Consider the following 15,483-nt stretch of genomic DNA (forward strand, 5'->3'; position numbering starts at 1 on the left):
GCGGCCCTGCGCGGCGCGGCCCTGCGCGGCACGGCGCGGCGCGGCGCGGCCCTGCGCGGCGCGGCGCGGCGCGGCCCTGCGCGGCGATGGCCGTCCCCTACGCCACCAGCGCGGACGTACTCACGCTCGCTCCCCTGCCATTCTGCTCTCCGCACTGACTCGCTAACGTCATCAGCTCGAAAGGGCGCGCAGGTGTACTCGTCGCCCCGCTCGGGTCGGGTGGGAGCCCGAGCCAGATGAAGGTCCGCGCCAGCCGGGCGAGGCCCAGCGGCCCGGACGACCTGCCCGGACGACCCGCCGGGGCGACCCCTCTCTCGGGGGAAGCCCTTTTCCGCTGCCGAGCCCCGGCCGGAACAGCAGCAGGGACGGGATCTCACAGAAGCGCGGCGGGCAACGGACATCCGGGAGCGGGCGGGCGGGAGCGGGCGGGAGCGGGCGGGCGGGAGCGGGCGGGAGCGGGCGGGCGGCATGCGTCCAGGGACGGGCGGGCGTCACATCGGGGTGGGGACGGCGGAACGGATCTCGGGGCGGGTTTACGGTGGGGACGTGGCGCTCTCCCTGGCGATCTCGCCCTGCCCCAACGACACGTTCGTCTTCGACGCGCTGGTGCACGGCCGGGTGCCGGGTGCTCCGCCGGTCGAGGTGACCTTCGCCGATGTCGACGTCACCAACACCGCCGCCGAACAGGGCGCTTTCGATCTGGTGAAGGTCAGCTACGCCGCGCTTCCGTGGCTGCTCGACGACTACCATCTGCTGCCCTGCGGCGGTGCGCTCGGCCGTGGCTGTGGCCCCCTCGTGCTCACCCGCACCGCCGAGACCCCCAAGGCAGGCAGCGCCACCCGCGAAAGCGGCCGCACCGCCCCCGAAACCCGCGACGCCGGGACCGCAGCGACCACCGGGACCGCAGCGACCACCGGGACCAGGGCAGGGCGGGCGGACCGGGTCGACCTGAGTGGGGCCACGGTGGCGGTGCCGGGCGACCGGACCACCGCGTACCTGCTCTTCCGGCTCTGGTCGGCGGGTCGGCCGCCGGCCCGGATCGAGGTGGTGCCGTTCCACGAGATCATGCCGGGCGTCGCGGCCGGCCGGTACGACGCCGGTCTGGTGATCCACGAGGCCCGGTTCACCTACCACCGGCACGGACTGACCGCCCTGGTGGACCTGGGCGAGTGGTGGGAGGCCGACACCGGCCTACCCATCCCGCTCGGCGCGATCCTCGCCCGCAAGGGCGCGGTCGACCCGGTGGCCGCCGCCGGCTGGGTCCGGGAGTCGGTACGCCAGGCGTGGGCCGACCCCTCGGCCAGCCGGGACTACGTGCTCGCGCACGCGCAGGAGATGGAGCCCGACGTGGTGGACCGGCACATCGGCCTCTACGTCAACGAGTTCACCGCCGACCTGGGGGACGCGGGGTTCGCCGCCGTGGAGGCGCTGCTGGGCCGGGCCGCCGACGCCGGGCTGGTGCCTCAGACCTCCAACTCGCGGGCCACGGCGTGGACCAGTTGAGCGATCTTCTCCGCGGTCTTCCGGTCGGGGAAGCGGCCCCGGCGCAGGTCCGGCTGGACCTTGGCCTCCAGCACCTTGATCATGTCCTCGACCAGGCCGTGCAGCTCCTCGGCGGGTCGCCGACGCAGTTCCGCCATGGACGGCGGCGCATCCAGCAGCTTGACCCCCATCGCCTGGGTGCCCCGCCGGCTGTCCACCACACTGAAGTCGACCCGTTGACCACCCTTGAGCTCGGTGACACCCGCCGGCAGCGCGCCCTTCGGCAGGAACACGTCGCCCCCCTCGTCACTGGTGACGAACCCGTATCCCTTGGCCGCGTCAAACCACTTCACTCGCCCCGTCGGCACCTTGGAACCCCTGCTTCACTCGACACGTCTACTGCTCCAAGGCTAGCCCGATGATCCGGTCGAGCGCCGCCGGGAATCCGGTGAGATCGTCGAGCACCACCTGCGCCCCGGCGGCGCGCAGCTCGTCCGCCGGGCAGGGGCCGGTGGCCACTCCGACCCCCGGGATGCCGGCCGCCCCGGCCGCCGCCATGTCGGCCACGTGGTCACCGACGTAGAGCGCGGCACCGTGCTCCCGCAGCGACGTCGCCTTCTCCTCGGCGAACAGGTCCCCGGCCAACTCGTCGACCGCCAGCCCGAGGTGGTCCAGGTGCAGCCGGGCCAGCCGACCGATCTTCGAGGTGACGACCATCACCCGACCGCCGTGCGCGTGCACCGCGTCGACCGCCTCCCGGGCGCCGGGCATCGGCACCGTCGGGGTGATCGCGTACGCCGGGTACAGCTCCCGGTAGGCCGTCACCGCCTCCTCCACCCGCTCGGCCGGGAACCAGTGGGCGAGTTCGGTGCGCAGCGGCGGACCGAGCCGGGAGACCGCCAGCTCGGCGTCGACCGGCACGCCCGTCCGGGCGGTCAGCGCCCGGTAGGCGGCGGCGATGCCGGGGCGGGAATCGATCAGGGTCATGTCGAGGTCGAAACCGACCATCAGCGCGGACATCCTGCGAAGGTACCCGGACAGGTCAGGTCGAGCCGGACGTCCGGGGGGCGCGATCGCCCGGCAGCGGGCTAGCGTGGAACGACGATGACCACCTCACTCGCCGACCACCTGCGCGCGCTGCCCGACGAGGCGCTCGCCGCGCTGCTCCAGTTGCGGCCCGACCTCGTCGTACCGGTGCCGGCCGATGTCTCCGCGCTCGCCCTGCGGGTCGAGTCGCGGGTGTCGGTCGCCCGGGCGCTCGACGGGCTGGACCAGTTCACCCTCCAGATCCTCGACGCCGCCCGGCTCACCCGGCACCCCTCGGACGGCACCACCTCCACCGAGGCCGTGCTCGCCATGGCCGCCGCCGGGCCGCACCCGCCCGCCCCGGCCACCGTCCGGGCCGCGGTGGACCGGCTCCGCGCCCGCTTCCTGTTGTACGGCCCGGAGCAGGCGCTCCGTGTCACCGGCAGCGTGGACGAGCTCGCCCCGTACCCGGCGGGGCTGGGTCGACCGGCGGAGGAGCTGGACCCACGGACGGCGGCGCTCTGCGCGGACCCCGCGAAACTGCGCCGGACGCTGCTCGCCGCGCCCCCGTCGGCGCGGGCGGTCCTGGACCGGCTCGCCGCCGGCCCGCCGGTCGGCAGCGTGCCCCCGGGCTCGTTGCAGGCCCCGGCGCTCGGCGCGGAGGACGACCTGCCCCCCGACCCGACCAACGGCGGCGCCCCGACCGGGTCGCCGGTGCGCTGGCTGGTGGAGGCCCGACTGCTGGTGACGGTCTCCGCCGGCACCGTCGAGTTGCCCCGCGAGGTGGGGTTGCTGCTGCGCCGGGACACCGGCCCGCTCGGGCCGCTACGGACCAGCCCGCCGCCTGTCGAGTCGCCGCCCCGGGAGCCGAAGGCCGTCGACTCGGCCGGGGTGGGACAGACCATGGAGGTGGTACGGCACACCGAGGCGTTGCTGGAGGCGTTGACCGCCGAGCCGGCACCGGTGCTGCGCTCCGGCGGGATCGGGGTACGCGACCTGCGCCGGCTGGCCCGCTCGGTGGCCCTGGACGAGCCGACGACCGCGCTGCTGGTCGAGGTGGCGTACGCGGCCGGTCTCCTCGGTGAGCTGGACCTGCCCGCCGCCGCCAGCCGGTACGGCGGCGAGCAGCAGGTCCTGCCCACCGGGGCGTACGAGGTGTGGCGGGCGATGTCGCTGGCCCACCGCTGGGAGCAGTTGGCCCGGGCGTGGTTGACGATGAGCCGGCAGGCCGGCCTGGTGGGGCAGCGCGACGACCGGGACCGCCCGATCAGTGCGCTCGCCCCCGAGGCGGAACGGGCCGGTGCCCCGGCCACCCGCCGGGCGGTGCTCGGGGTGCTGGCCGATCTGGAACCGGCCACCGCCCCCACCGCCGAGGAGGTCCAGGCGCTGCTGGACTGGCGGGTGCCACGGCGCAGCCGGGGGCGGGAGACCACGCACCGGGAGGTGCTGACCGAGGCGGCCCGGCTCGGGGTGACCGGCCTCGGCGCGCTCACCTCGTACGGGCGGCTGCTGCTCGCCGATGTCACGGAGACCGAAGAGCGGGGCGGTGACGACCCGCTGGGGTTGCGCGCCGACATCGGGAGCGGCGACCTTGCGAGCACGGTGCGGGCACTGGATGCGCTGCTCCCCGCCCCGGTCGACCACTTCCTGGTGCAGGCCGACCTGAGCGTGGTGGTGCCCGGCCCGCCCGACCCGACGTTGGCCGCCGAGTTGGAGGCGGTGGCCGAACCGGAGTCGGCGGGTGGGGCCAGCGTGCACCGGGTCACCACGGCCAGCATCCGGCGGGCGTTGGACACCGGGTACACCGCCGACGATCTGCACGAACTGTTCCGCCGCCGGTCGCGTACCCCGATCCCGCAGGGGCTGACCTATCTGGTGGACGACGTGGCCCGGCAGCACGGCGGGTTGCGGGTCGGCTCCGCCGGTGGTTACGTGCGCAGTGACGACGAGGCGCTCCTCGCGGAGGTACTCGCCGACCGGCGGTTGACGCCGTTGGCGTTCCGCCGGCTGGCCCCGACGGTGCTCTGCACCTCGTACCAGGTGGGGCGGATGCTCACCGCGCTGCGCGACGCCGGGTACGCCCCGGTGCCCGAGGACGCCAGCGGCACGACGGTCCTGGCCCGGCCCCGGATCCGGCGGGCACCGGCCCGGACGCCGTCGACCAGCCGTACCCTCGATCCACTGGGCACGCCCCGGTTGGCGTTGCCCCGGCTGCTCGGCGTGGTGGAGCAGATCCGGCGGGGTGAGGCGGCGGCGCGGGCGGCCCGGCGGGCCCCGGCGGTGGTACGCGGCGGCGCGGCCCGTGCGGCGGCCGGACCGATGCCCGCGCACGGTCACGCCGAGGCGCTGGCGGTGCTCCAGCAGGCGGTCCGGGACAAGGCGCTGGTCTGGGTCGGTTACGTCGACGCGCACGGGGCGACGCTGTCCCGGCTGCTGCGGCCGGTGTCGATCGGGGCCGGTTACCTGCGTGCCGAGGACGAACGGACCGAGATGCTGCACACCTTCGCCCTGCACCGGATCACCGCAGCCGTGCGGGAGGACTGACCGCTCAGCGGCGGCTGCGGCGTACGGTGCCGATGACGGAGACGATGAGCAGCAGGGCGAACCCGGTGCCGGCGGCCTCACCGACCGAGTCGATGAAGCCCTGCCGTTGCACCAGCCAGCCGAAGAGGAACCAGCCGACGACGGCGATCCCGGCGACGGCGTACCCGACCATGGTGGCCGTGGAGACCTCGTCGGTCGGTGTCACCCGGTCGCCGTTCGACGCGTCCTCGGCGATCATCTCGTGATCGACGGTCATCCCAGCCCTCCCACCCCGTCCGGCCCCTGACTTCCAGGGTGGCACCCGGTCGCCAGGACGGACAGGGGGAAATACCCCCGATCCGGCCCCTATGGACAACTACCGAGGGGCCGGACCGAGACGGGCGGGGTGATCGGTCAGGAGGATCAGGTGCCGGGGCGGCGGCCGACGAGGACCACCCGGGAGCCGACCTTGCCCAGCTCCCACCAGCGCACCGCGTCGGTGGGCAACAGGTTGACGCAACCGTGCGAGCCGATCCCCGCGTTGTGCAGGTAGGTGGTGGTCTGGTGGAAGCCGATCCCGCCGTTGAAGCGCTGCCAGTAGGGCAGCCACACCTCGTACGGGTTGGACCACTCCTTGAGGTTGCGGAGGTTCACCTTGTAGGTGCCGGCGGGGGTGGCGTAACCGGCCATCCCGGTACGGGTGACTGTGGGCTTGGCGACCACCTTGCCGTCGCGCATCACCCAGGTGGTCTGCCGGGTCAGGTCGACGCAGAAGATGGTGCCGGAGCCGGCGGAGCAGCGCTTGACGTCGGTGGTGGCCAGCCGCTTCGCCACGTCGAGCGTCAACGGGCCGGCGCGACCCTCGGCGGGGCGGATGTCGTACCGCTGCTGGAACTTCTTGATCGCGGCGCAGTCGGCGTCGGTCTGCCGGCCGTCCACGGTGAGCTTGCCGAACCCGCCCAGCCTGGCCAGGTAGGTCTCCACCTCACGCTGGTGTTCGCCCTGCTGGCAGCGGGTCAGGTTGGCCTTGGTCGGGGCGGGCTGGCGGCGTCCGCTCGACGGCTTCGGGGTCTTGGCGGTGCGGGCCGGGTCGACGACGGCCTTCGCCTTCTCCTTCGACTTCGGGCGGGGCTTCGCGGTGGACCGGGTCAGCTGGTCGGGCAGGGCAGCGGCACCCGCCCCCGTTACCTGTTCCGCACTGCCGACCGGGGCGAGCCCTCCTCCGGTGCCACCCGGGTCGGCCTGCCGATCGGGCGTGCATCCCCCCGCGCCGACCAGCATGACCATGGCCAGGGCGACGAGCCGGGCTCTGTGGCGGACCTGCATGATGTGCCTCCCCGGATCGGTCGTCCCACTGGTAGACGCATGTCGTCTGGGAAACGTTGCACCCGATGTGAAGATTTTCTGGCACCGCCCCGCCTCCGTGCAACACTTGATGGTCGGCCTGCGGGTTTGTCTACCCGGGCCGACGCATTTCGGCCGAGGAGAGGACCTGGCGTGAGCGGTGGACCACTGATCGTGCAGTCGGACAAGACCCTACTGCTGGAGATCGACCACCCGGACGCGCAGTCCTGCCGGATGGCGATCGCGCCCTTCGCCGAGCTGGAGCGTTCCCCGGAGCACGTGCACACCTACCGGCTGACCCCGTTGGGCCTGTGGAACGCCCGCGCCGCCGGTCACGACGCCGAGGCGGTGGTCGACGCGTTGCTGAAGTACTCCCGCTACCCGGTGCCGCACGCCCTGCTGGTGGACGTGGCCGACACGATGGACCGGTACGGCCGGCTCCAGCTCGCCAACGACCCGGCGTACGGCCTGGTGCTGCGAGGGCTGGACCGGATGGTGCTGATCGAGGTCGCCAAGAGCAAGAAGCTCGCCGGGATGCTCGGTGACAAGATCGACGACGACACGATCCGGGTGCACCCGTCCGAGCGGGGTCGACTCAAGCAGGCGCTGCTGAAGCTGGGCTGGCCGGCGGAGGACCTGGCCGGGTACGTCGACGGCGAGGCGCACCAGATCGAGCTGGCCGAGGCCGGCAAGGACGGCGGCAGGCCGTGGACACTGCGGTCGTACCAGCGGGAGGCGGTGGAGGCGTTCTGGGCCGGCGGGTCCGGGGTGGTGGTGCTGCCGTGCGGGGCAGGGAAGACCATGGTCGGCGCGGCGGCGATGGCCGAGGCGAAGGCGACCACACTGATCCTGGTCACCAACACGGTCGCCGGCCGGCAGTGGAAGCGGGAGCTGATCGCCCGCACCTCGCTCACCGAGGAGGAGATCGGGGAATACTCCGGCGAGCGCAAGGAGATCCGGCCGGTCACCATCGCCACGTACCAGGTGCTCACCTCGCGGCGCGGCGGCGCGTTCACCCACCTGGACCTGTTCGGGGCCCGCGACTGGGGCCTGGTCGTCTACGACGAGGTGCACCTGCTGCCCGCGCCGATCTTCCGGTTCACCGCGGACCTCCAGGCCCGCCGCCGGCTGGGCCTGACCGCGACCCTGGTACGCGAGGACGGCCGGGAGGGCGACGTGTTCAGCCTGATCGGCCCCAAGCGGTACGACGCCCCGTGGAAGGACATCGAGTCGCAGGGCTGGATCGCCCCGGCCGAGTGCACCGAGGTCAGGGTGACCCTGACCGACGCGGAACGGATGTCGTACGCGACGGCGGAGGCCGAGGAGCGCTACCGCATGGCGGCGACCGCCCGCACCAAGCTGCCGGTGGTTCGCGCCCTCGTGCAGCGGCACCCCGAGGACCAGGTGCTGGTGATCGGCGCGTACATCGACCAGTTGCACCAGCTCGGGGAATACCTGGACGCCCCGATCATCCAGGGTTCCACCACCAACAAGGAGCGTGAGCGGCTGTTCGACGCGTTCCGTTCCGGCTCACTGCGCACCCTTGTCATCTCCAAGGTGGGCAACTTCTCCATCGACCTGCCCGAGGCGGCGGTGGCGATCCAGGTGTCCGGGACGTTCGGCTCCCGGCAGGAGGAGGCCCAGCGGCTGGGCCGGGTGCTCCGCCCCAAGGCCGACGGTCGGCAGGCGCACTTCTACACCGTCGTCTCCCGGGACACCATCGACACCGAGTACGCCGCCCACCGCCAGCGCTTCCTCGCCGAGCAGGGGTACGCGTACACCATCGTGGACGCCGACGACGTCCTCGGCCCCCGCCTCCCCACTGTCGACTGACCCGCGCGGCGGGGTGGGGCGCCGGTAGCCGGTAGCTAGCCGGTAGCCGCCGGCTTGACCAACGCGCAGGGTGACTGCGTTTGGGTCCGGGTGCGTTGGTCCCCTCGCGCGCCCGGGCCCCGTTGCGCTGGCCCCTCGCCCTGCGGGCGGCGGGTGTGGGTTGTCCCTCGTGCGTCCTTTGGAGCTGATGGCGTTAACGATTCGGCCGGCAACTCCTCGGCCCGCCCAGCCGGGGCCGTCCCGCCCGACCGGGGGCCGTCGCACCCCGACGGTGGCCGTCCCGCCCGGCCGACGGCCGTCGCATCCCGCCGGTGGTCGTCGCACCCTGCCGGTACTGTGTCCACAGTCGACGATCGACGCCGGCACGTCGAAGGGAATCCGAGTGAAACGCCGACTTCTGCACGCCCTGACGATCGCGATCGTCGTCGGCCCGGGCACCGCCGTGGCCGCCACGCCGGCCTCGGCCAGCGACGCGCCCGGCTACCTGTGCAACCTCACCCAGAACACCTGGCTGCGCACGGCACCGCACGGCCAGGTGCTGCGCACCCTGACCGCCGGGCGCGGGTTCCGCTGGCACGGCCAGGGCTGGGCCGAGGACAACGACAGCTGGATCTACGGCCACGGTGCCGAGGACCCGTCCCTGGACGGCTGGGTCCCCGCCGGCAACACCACCTGCTGACCCCACCCGGCACGCGCCGCATGATCATCTCAGGGGAGGCGAGGGTAGCGGTATCGAACCGCATCGGACACCGCTACCTCGCCCCCACCGAGTCGATCAGAGGGCGGAAAATCAGGCCAGCCCCATTCGGCCACCACTACCGCAGCCGTCGGACTGTCGCCCTGCGGCGCTCAGGATCGTCGCCCACTACGCCCCAATCAGGCGCCAGCACCGCAGCCGGTCAGCGCCGGGTGGACTCCGCCACGAACACACCGCGCCCCGGCCGCCCGACCAACACACCCTGCTCCCGCAGCCTTGCCACCGCACGACTGATCGTGGACTGCGAAACGTCGTAGGCATCCGCCAGGTCCCGCCCCGAGGGGAGCTGAGAGCCTGGAGGGTAGCGCCCCTCCTTGATCTTTCTCAGCAAGTCGTCGAGCAACTCGTCCATGGTGGGCGGGATAGGCACGCTGGGCCCCTTGCAGTCGGTTGGCACGCCCAGTATCGATCAGTGATTGCGGCAGAGGCAACGCACGTAGCAGCGGTGACATAGGTGGGTTGCTGACTCAAAGACATGCTTGACATAGGTGACTCGGTGGTCGTAGCGTCACTGTCGGTGATGCGGTGCTGTTGCGGTCGGTTGGCACCTCTCGTACCGGCCTCGCATCGCCACCGGAACCTCGCCCTCCGCGCTCCCCCGGCGCGGCGCTGCCACCTGCCCGGCGGGTGGCGGCAGGGGTGGCCCCGCCGATCGCAAGCGGCCGGGGCCACCCCTCCCCCAACCACCTGCGGCCTCTCCGAAGGGCGGTCACCCCGTGCGCCACCTGCTCCGCCGGCTGACCCGCCGGCCCCACGCCCCACGACCACCGATGCCGATCGACCGACCGTCGACCCACCCGGCACGGCCCTGCGCCACACCGTCCGGCACCACACAGTCCGGCACCACACAGTCCGGCACCACACAGCCCGGCGCCACACAGCCCGGCGCCACACAGCCCGGCACGACGCCGGTGCGTCCGGCCCCGCTGCGCCCCTGGCAGATCCGCGAGCGCTGCTTCAACCTCCGTCGGCGCGGCGTCGACCCCGCCGAGATCCGCGCCTTCCTGCACCGGGTGGCCGACGAACTCACCGTCGCCCAGACCGCCCTGGTCGCGGCACAGGAGGAGAACGTCCGCATCCGGAGGGCGCTGCGCGCGTGGCAGGGTGCCCAGTCCGCGAACCACCGCTACCGATGAGCGGCAGATGGGTCATCCATCTGCCGGTCACCGCGCCCGACCTGCTGCGCGCCCGAATCTTCGCCCGCACCGCCGCCCGGGTGCTGGCCCGGCTCAGCGCCCGGGTCGAGCCCGGCGGGGTGACCGTGTCGGCCGAGGACCAGCAGGGCGTACACCACTGGGTCTTCTGTGACCGGCCGCTGCCCGGCGGCCGGTGTGCGCTGCCGGTCGACCACACCGCGCCCTGCACCCGGCGGGTGCCCTGGCGACGGTGAGAACGCCCGGCTCACCCGGGTCACGCCCATCTCGACCGGTAGCAGCGTCGAGCACGGTGGGCTCAGGCGGTCGCGCCGGCCGGCACCGCCGTCGCCGCCCGGCGGCGACGGCGTACCACCAGCCAGGTGGCCAGGATCGTCAGGGAGACCAGCGGGGCCGGATGGCCGAGCACCGTGGCGACGGTGAGGTCCGCCGCGACACCGACGACGGTGGCCACGAACACCCAGCGGGGTGCCGTGGAGGCGGAGACCTGCCGGCGGTCCGCCGGCATCCACCGGGTCGTCGACCAGGGCTTGGCGATCGACACCCAGGCCTGGAAGGCGATCGCGCCGGCCATCAACGCCGAACCGGCCGCTATGGGCAGGGCCGGCCCCGCCGCACCGGTGACCGCCACCGCTGCGCCCTCCGCTGCCGTCGCCGCGCTCCGCGCCGCCGACGCGGTGTCCGCCAGGACCCCGCTGAGGATGAAGATGCCCAGATAGAGCTGGACCAGGGTGATCACGAACTTCACCAGCACCCACCAGTGCCGGAAGAACCCCCACGGGGTCGCGGCGGCGAGCATGAAACCCGTGAACGCCGAGGCGTTGGCGAGCGGGGCGAGCAGTCGGCCGTCGAGCAACTGGGCCATCGAGGTGGCGCTCACGGCCACCGCCGGGCTCGGCGTGGTCCGGCTGGTGACCAGCAGCACGAACAGCACCAGGGCCAGGGCCATCCAACCCACCGAGGTGACCACGTGCAGCCAGACCACGAGCTGACGCCAGCGCCGTACGGGTCGGGAAACCATGACGCAACGCTGTCACCGACCCGCACCGCCGACCACCGGAGAATTCCCGGTCGTACGACCCGGAGCGCTGGCGTCCGTCCTCAGGGGACTCCCCTACGTGGTGTGTTCAGAGCACCCGGGTGATCTGCTCGGCGGCCATCCGGCCGGCCGACCCGGCGGGGTCCAGGTTGGCGCAGATCACCACGGACGCGCCGGCTGCCAGGGGGGCGAGCAGCCACTTCACCGGTTGTTCGTGTTCGGCGGCGTCGACCAGCAGGCGGTCGCCGGGGCGCAGGTCGAGTTGGGCGGCGACCTCCTTCGCGAGGCGTCCCCAGACGGCGTAGCTCGTGCCGTCGGGGGTCGCCGGGGCGGCGGGGTGCACGGCGGCGTAGTCGGGCGGGGTGTCGGTGTGCCGGAGCACCTCGGCGGACCAGTCGAGCCAGCCCACCGGCACGTCGGCCAGCGCCCCGGGGGCGGTGCCGACCAGGTAGCGGTGCACCCCGTCGGGCACGTCCTCCAGCCAGTCGTCGAGGCGCTCCGGAGTGACGAACACCGCGTCGTACGGTCGGTCGCCGCCCGGTTCGAGCACCGGTAACCCGGCGGTGGCGCGCGGCCGGAACGACACCGCCATCCCCACCGACCAGGCCCCGAGCAACACCGCAGCGGTACGCCAGTGCGGCGGCAACAGCACCGCGACCCGGCTGCCCGGCCCCAGCCCGCACCCGTCGCGCAGCAGCCCGGCGGTGCGCGCCGCCCAACCACCGAGCTGACTCGCGGTCAACGCGGTCCGCTCGCCTGTCGCGTCGTCGCAATAGGTCAGCAACGGCCGATCCACCTGCTCAGGCACATCGGTCGACGGGGTGACGGCAAGCGGGGCAGCCATCGGGCCTCCTGTCCGGACGGATCGCCTCACCCTACCGGGCCCAACCGCCACCGAAAGGCCCAGCGACGGCCGCCACCAGAGCCGGGTTGCCGGGTTGGTGAACGGTTCCGCGACCGGCGGACAGCGACGGGGAGATTCCCCGACACCGACCGTTCCGGGCTGCCCGAATGGCGGATCACCGATCGCTGGACGTCAATCTAGGATCGTCGGGCAGGCTCCTCACCACTCCGGAAGGACTCGCCATGCCACAGCCGTTCCGCCGCAGGCTCACCCGCCTCGCGGTGGTCGCCACCGCAGCCGCAGCCGTCAGTTTCACGGTCCAGCCGGCCCCGGCCGCCGCCGTGCCATTCGATTGGAACGGCGCTTTCGCCACCTACGACGAGTGCGAACTCTTCCGCCAGGATGTCGTCAGCGCGGGTGGTGAGGTCATGGGCGGCTGCGTGTACCGCACCCTGCCCGACAGCCAGTACAACGGCTGGTACTTCCGGGCCTGGCAGCCCGGCTAGGACCACCGGGCGACCGGATCAGGGCGCGGCACCGGCGAATCCGAGGAATCGTCCCCGCGTGCGAGGGAGCAGGACCGGACCGACAGGGACACCCCTCGCACGCGGGGGATCTCCGGCCCACCGGGTTGAGTACGCGTACGCATGACAGTGGTCGTCACCGCGACCAGGATGGACCACATGCGAATGCGGATCATGATGGCTCTTGCCGGGGTCGGACTGAGCGGGCTGATGGTGACCAGCGGCTGCGGCTACCGGGAGAACATCTGTGGCGATGGCCAGTACCCGGCGATCGCGGTGGGCGGGCAGGGCGGCAGCGCCTGCTTCCCGGACGGGCAGGAACCGACCTCCCCCTACGTCCGCTATCCGGAGGGCAAGGTGCCGCAGCACGTCGACGACGAGTGGGACGTCTACTGGCGGGACCACGGCATCGACGCGAACGGCGCCGTCATCGACAGGTGACCCGGTCGGCCCCGCCCGGCCACCGCTTCGACCAGGGAAGACGGGCCGAAGCGACGAGGCCGGCGAGCCAGCTCACCGCCGGCGTGTCGCCGGTCGTTCACCCGACGGTCAACCTACGCTCGGTCGTACCTGCCAGCCTCCCTCCGAATCGACATTCGGAGGAGCAGTGACAGCGAGAAGAGTGCTGGCCTCGACGGTGGTGGCTGGCCTGACGGTGGCCGCCCTGACCACCCCGGGCACCGCGAGCGCCGCCCAGCAGCAGTACCCCGACCGGAAGCTCAACTTCGACCGCACCGCCACCTACCCGGTGTTCCAGAACCGGCCCGAGGGCGAGGACCCGGCCACCGCGACGGTGGCCGAGATCTCCGCGGTCAGCCCGAACGGCCGTACCCTGGTCTACACCGACGCGGCGGCCCGGCGGATCGGCTTTCTCGACATCGGCAAGCCGGACCAGCCGCGCGGCCTCGGCACCCTCGCCCTGGCCCAGCTCGGCGACGCCGAGGACGAGCCGACCTCGGTGGCGATCGTCGGCCGGTACGTGCTGGTCGTGGTGAACACCAGCGCTGGCTACACCACCCCCTCCGGTCGCCTCGACGTGATCGAGCTGGCCACCCGGCAGCGGGTCCGCAGCATCGACCTCGGCGGCCAGCCCGACTCCATCGCGATCAGCCACGACGAGCGGTACGCGGCGATCGCCATCGAGAACGAGCGGGACGAGGACGCCACCCCGCCCGGCCGCAAGAAGGGTGACCTGCCGCAGGCGCCGGCCGGTTTCGTCCAGCTGATCGACCTCGACGGGAAGACGACCCCGCAGCGGTGGAAGCTGCGTACCGTGCCGCTGACCGGCCCCGACGGCCGGGCGCTGCCGGTGCTGGCCGCCGCCGGGATCACCGAGCCCACCGACCCGGAACCCGAGTACGTCTCGATCAACGAACGTAACCAGCTCGCGGTCACCCTCCAGGAGAACAACGGCGTCGTCCTGGTGGACCTGCCCACCGGCCGGATCACCCGGGCCTTCAGCGCAGGCACCGCCTCGGTCGACGGCATCGACACGGTCAAGGACGGCCGGATCGACCTGACCGGATCGATCACCGACGTCCCCCGCGAGCCCGACGCGGTGGCCTGGGTCAACGACCGCTACCTGGCCACCGCCAACGAGGGCGACTGGCGGGGCGGCACCCGGGGCTGGTCCATCTTCGACAGCCGGACCGGCCAGGTGGTCTGGGACGCCGGCAACACCTTCGAGCGCCTCGCCGTCCGCTACGGGCTGCACAACAACGACCGGGCCGCGAAGAAGGGCACCGAGCCGGAGGGGGTGGCGATCGCCGAGTACCACGGCGTGCGGTACGCGTTCGTCGGCTCGGAGCGGAGCAACTTCGTCGCCGTCTACGACCTCACCCGGCCCACCGCCCCGGTGCTGCGCCAGGTGCTACCCACCACCAACGGCCCGGAGGGGCTGCTCCCCATCCCCTCCCGGGACCTGCTCGCTGTCTCCAGCGAGACCGACGACGCCTCGGTGGGTGTCCGCGCCTCGGTGTCGCTCTACCGGCTCGGTGAGCAGAAGCCGGGCTTCCCGAGCATCGTCTCGGCCGACGACGCGTCGGGTGCGCCGATCGGCTGGGGGGCGCTCGGCGCGCTGTCCGCCGTGCCGGGCCGGCCGCAGCAGCTCTACAGCGTCACCGACGCCGCGTACACCCCGACCCGGATCCTGACCGTCGACACCCGGAGGTCGCCGGCGGTCGTCACCGCCGCGACGACCGTGACCGACGCGGCCGGCAAGCCGGTCGGGTACGACGCGGAGGGGATCTCCGCCCGGCCGCAGGGCGGCTTCTGGCTCGCCGTCGAGGGCGCGGAGGGCAGCGAGAACAGGCTGGTCCGGTTGAACGGCGACGGGCGGACCGAGCAGACCGTGCCGCTGCCGGCCCAGGTCGCCGCCGGGCTGGGCAAGCAGGGCTTCGAGGGGGTCGCCGCCGGCACCGACCGGCACGGCCGGGAGATCGTCTGGGCGGTGCTCCAGCGTGAGGTCGCCACCGACCCGACAGGCGTCGTCCGGATCGGCCGGTACGACGTGACCGCCGACAGTTGGAGCTGGTTCGGCTACCAGTTGTCGAGCACCAGCGTCCCCGGGGACTGGATCGGGCTCTCCGAGATCACCGTGGTCGGTGACCGGCTCGCCGTGATCGAACGGGACAAGCTCAACGGCCCGGCCGCCGCCGTCAAGCGGATCTACACGGTGCCGTTGCCGACCGGTCCGGCCGCCGACGGCCCGCTCCAGGTGCTGCCCAAGACGCTCGCCGTGGACGTGCTGCCGGCGCTGCGGGCCACCGACGGCTGGACCCAGGAGAAGCTGGAGGGGCTGACCGTCGGCGGCGACGGTCAGGTGTACGCGATCACCGACAACGACGGTGTGCTGGACGCCACCGGCGAGACCGTGCTGCTGCGCCTCGGCACCTACCGGAAGGTCTTCGGGGCCCGCTGATCCGATGCGACGGCTCGGCCACCCGGTTCACCCGGGG

15 protein-coding genes and 1 pseudogene are annotated in these 15,483 nt (G+C 73.0%); 9 read left to right on the top strand and 7 right to left on the bottom strand.

Annotated elements, in window-relative coordinates:
* Positions 1-468: 468 nt before the first annotated feature.
* Positions 469-1,503 carry a 1,4-dihydroxy-6-naphthoate synthase gene (locus OHQ87_RS21935; protein WP_442930589.1) on the top strand — a complete coding sequence of 345 codons (1,035 nt, stop codon included), beginning with the start codon at positions 469-471 and terminating at the stop codon, positions 1,501-1,503.
* Here OHQ87_RS21935 and OHQ87_RS21940 read toward each other — a convergent pair.
* Positions 1,464-1,850, bottom strand: coding sequence for a cold-shock protein (locus tag OHQ87_RS21940; protein ID WP_328340667.1), 387 nt, complete (start codon positions 1,848-1,850; stop codon positions 1,464-1,466). The genes OHQ87_RS21935 and OHQ87_RS21940 overlap by 40 nt on opposite strands.
* A gap of 28 nt (positions 1,851-1,878) precedes the next feature.
* Positions 1,879-2,502: an HAD family hydrolase gene (locus OHQ87_RS21945; RefSeq protein WP_328340669.1), complete on the bottom strand. Its 624-nt coding sequence runs from the start codon at positions 2,500-2,502 to the stop codon at positions 1,879-1,881.
* Positions 2,503-2,586: 84 nt separating this feature from the next.
* Here OHQ87_RS21945 and OHQ87_RS21950 point away from each other — a divergent pair, with 84 nt between their 5' ends.
* Entirely contained in the window at positions 2,587-5,052 is a 2,466-nt protein-coding gene (locus OHQ87_RS21950; RefSeq protein ID WP_328340671.1) for a helicase-associated domain-containing protein, read from the top strand.
* A 4-nt stretch (positions 5,053-5,056) separates the two neighbouring features.
* On the opposite strand, the gene OHQ87_RS21955 is transcribed toward OHQ87_RS21950, so the two are convergent.
* Together OHQ87_RS21955 and OHQ87_RS21960 are read right to left on the bottom strand one after the other, a co-directional pair.
* A complete protein-coding gene (locus OHQ87_RS21955) occupies positions 5,057-5,308 on the bottom strand; it encodes a hypothetical protein (RefSeq protein ID WP_204958804.1) in 252 nt (83 codons plus the stop codon).
* 146 nt (positions 5,309-5,454) lie between these two features.
* Positions 5,455-6,360 carry a L,D-transpeptidase family protein gene (locus OHQ87_RS21960; RefSeq protein WP_328348950.1) on the bottom strand — a complete coding sequence of 302 codons (906 nt, stop codon included), beginning with the start codon at positions 6,358-6,360 and terminating at the stop codon, positions 5,455-5,457.
* Positions 6,361-6,528: 168 nt separating this feature from the next.
* Between OHQ87_RS21960 and OHQ87_RS21965 the strand changes: the two genes are divergently transcribed.
* Both OHQ87_RS21965 and OHQ87_RS21970 read left to right on the top strand, forming a co-directional pair.
* On the top strand, positions 6,529-8,208 hold the full coding sequence (locus OHQ87_RS21965) for a DNA repair helicase XPB (protein ID WP_328340677.1): 1,680 nt from the start codon (positions 6,529-6,531) through the stop codon (positions 8,206-8,208).
* A gap of 382 nt (positions 8,209-8,590) precedes the next feature.
* Positions 8,591-8,887 (top strand): hypothetical protein, encoded by a 297-nt coding sequence (locus OHQ87_RS21970; RefSeq protein ID WP_328340679.1) that lies wholly within the window; start codon positions 8,591-8,593, stop codon positions 8,885-8,887.
* A 220-nt stretch (positions 8,888-9,107) separates the two neighbouring features.
* On the opposite strand, the gene OHQ87_RS21975 is transcribed toward OHQ87_RS21970, so the two are convergent.
* Entirely contained in the window at positions 9,108-9,317 is a 210-nt protein-coding gene (locus OHQ87_RS21975) for a winged helix-turn-helix domain-containing protein (protein ID WP_328340681.1), read from the bottom strand.
* Positions 9,318-9,781: 464 nt separating this feature from the next.
* On the opposite strand from OHQ87_RS21975, the pseudogene OHQ87_RS21980 reads away from it, so the two are divergent.
* Positions 9,782-10,101 (top strand): annotated as a pseudogene (locus OHQ87_RS21980) (DivIVA domain-containing protein); the annotation flags it as partial.
* Positions 10,098-10,355 carry a hypothetical protein gene (locus OHQ87_RS21985; RefSeq protein ID WP_328340683.1) on the top strand — a complete coding sequence of 86 codons (258 nt, stop codon included), beginning with the start codon at positions 10,098-10,100 and terminating at the stop codon, positions 10,353-10,355. The pseudogene OHQ87_RS21980 and the gene OHQ87_RS21985, both read left to right, overlap by 4 nt.
* Before the next feature lie 62 nt (positions 10,356-10,417).
* Here OHQ87_RS21985 and OHQ87_RS21990 read toward each other — a convergent pair whose 3' ends face one another.
* Both OHQ87_RS21990 and OHQ87_RS21995 read right to left on the bottom strand, forming a co-directional pair.
* The gene (locus OHQ87_RS21990; RefSeq protein ID WP_328340685.1) at positions 10,418-11,140 is read right to left on the bottom strand and encodes a hypothetical protein; all 723 of its coding nucleotides are present in this window, start codon (positions 11,138-11,140) and stop codon (positions 10,418-10,420) included.
* A 106-nt stretch (positions 11,141-11,246) separates the two neighbouring features.
* The gene (locus tag OHQ87_RS21995; RefSeq protein WP_328340687.1) at positions 11,247-12,002 is read right to left on the bottom strand and encodes a TIGR03089 family protein; all 756 of its coding nucleotides are present in this window, start codon (positions 12,000-12,002) and stop codon (positions 11,247-11,249) included.
* Between the two features lie 242 nt (positions 12,003-12,244).
* Between OHQ87_RS21995 and OHQ87_RS22000 the strand changes: the two genes are divergently transcribed.
* The 3 genes from OHQ87_RS22000 to OHQ87_RS22010 all read left to right on the top strand — a co-directional run bounded on the left by OHQ87_RS22000 (position 12,245) and on the right by OHQ87_RS22010 (position 15,446).
* On the top strand, positions 12,245-12,508 hold the full coding sequence (locus OHQ87_RS22000) for a hypothetical protein (RefSeq protein WP_091244687.1): 264 nt from the start codon (positions 12,245-12,247) through the stop codon (positions 12,506-12,508).
* Between the two features lie 177 nt (positions 12,509-12,685).
* On the top strand, positions 12,686-12,967 hold the full coding sequence (locus OHQ87_RS22005) for an SCO0607 family lipoprotein (protein WP_176738948.1): 282 nt from the start codon (positions 12,686-12,688) through the stop codon (positions 12,965-12,967).
* Positions 12,968-13,133: 166 nt separating this feature from the next.
* Entirely contained in the window at positions 13,134-15,446 is a 2,313-nt protein-coding gene (locus OHQ87_RS22010) for an esterase-like activity of phytase family protein (protein WP_328340696.1), read from the top strand.
* Positions 15,447-15,483 lie beyond the last annotated feature (37 nt).

It is taken from the genome of Micromonospora sp. NBC_00421 (assembly GCF_036017915.1).
Classification (GTDB): domain Bacteria; phylum Actinomycetota; class Actinomycetes; order Mycobacteriales; family Micromonosporaceae; genus Micromonospora.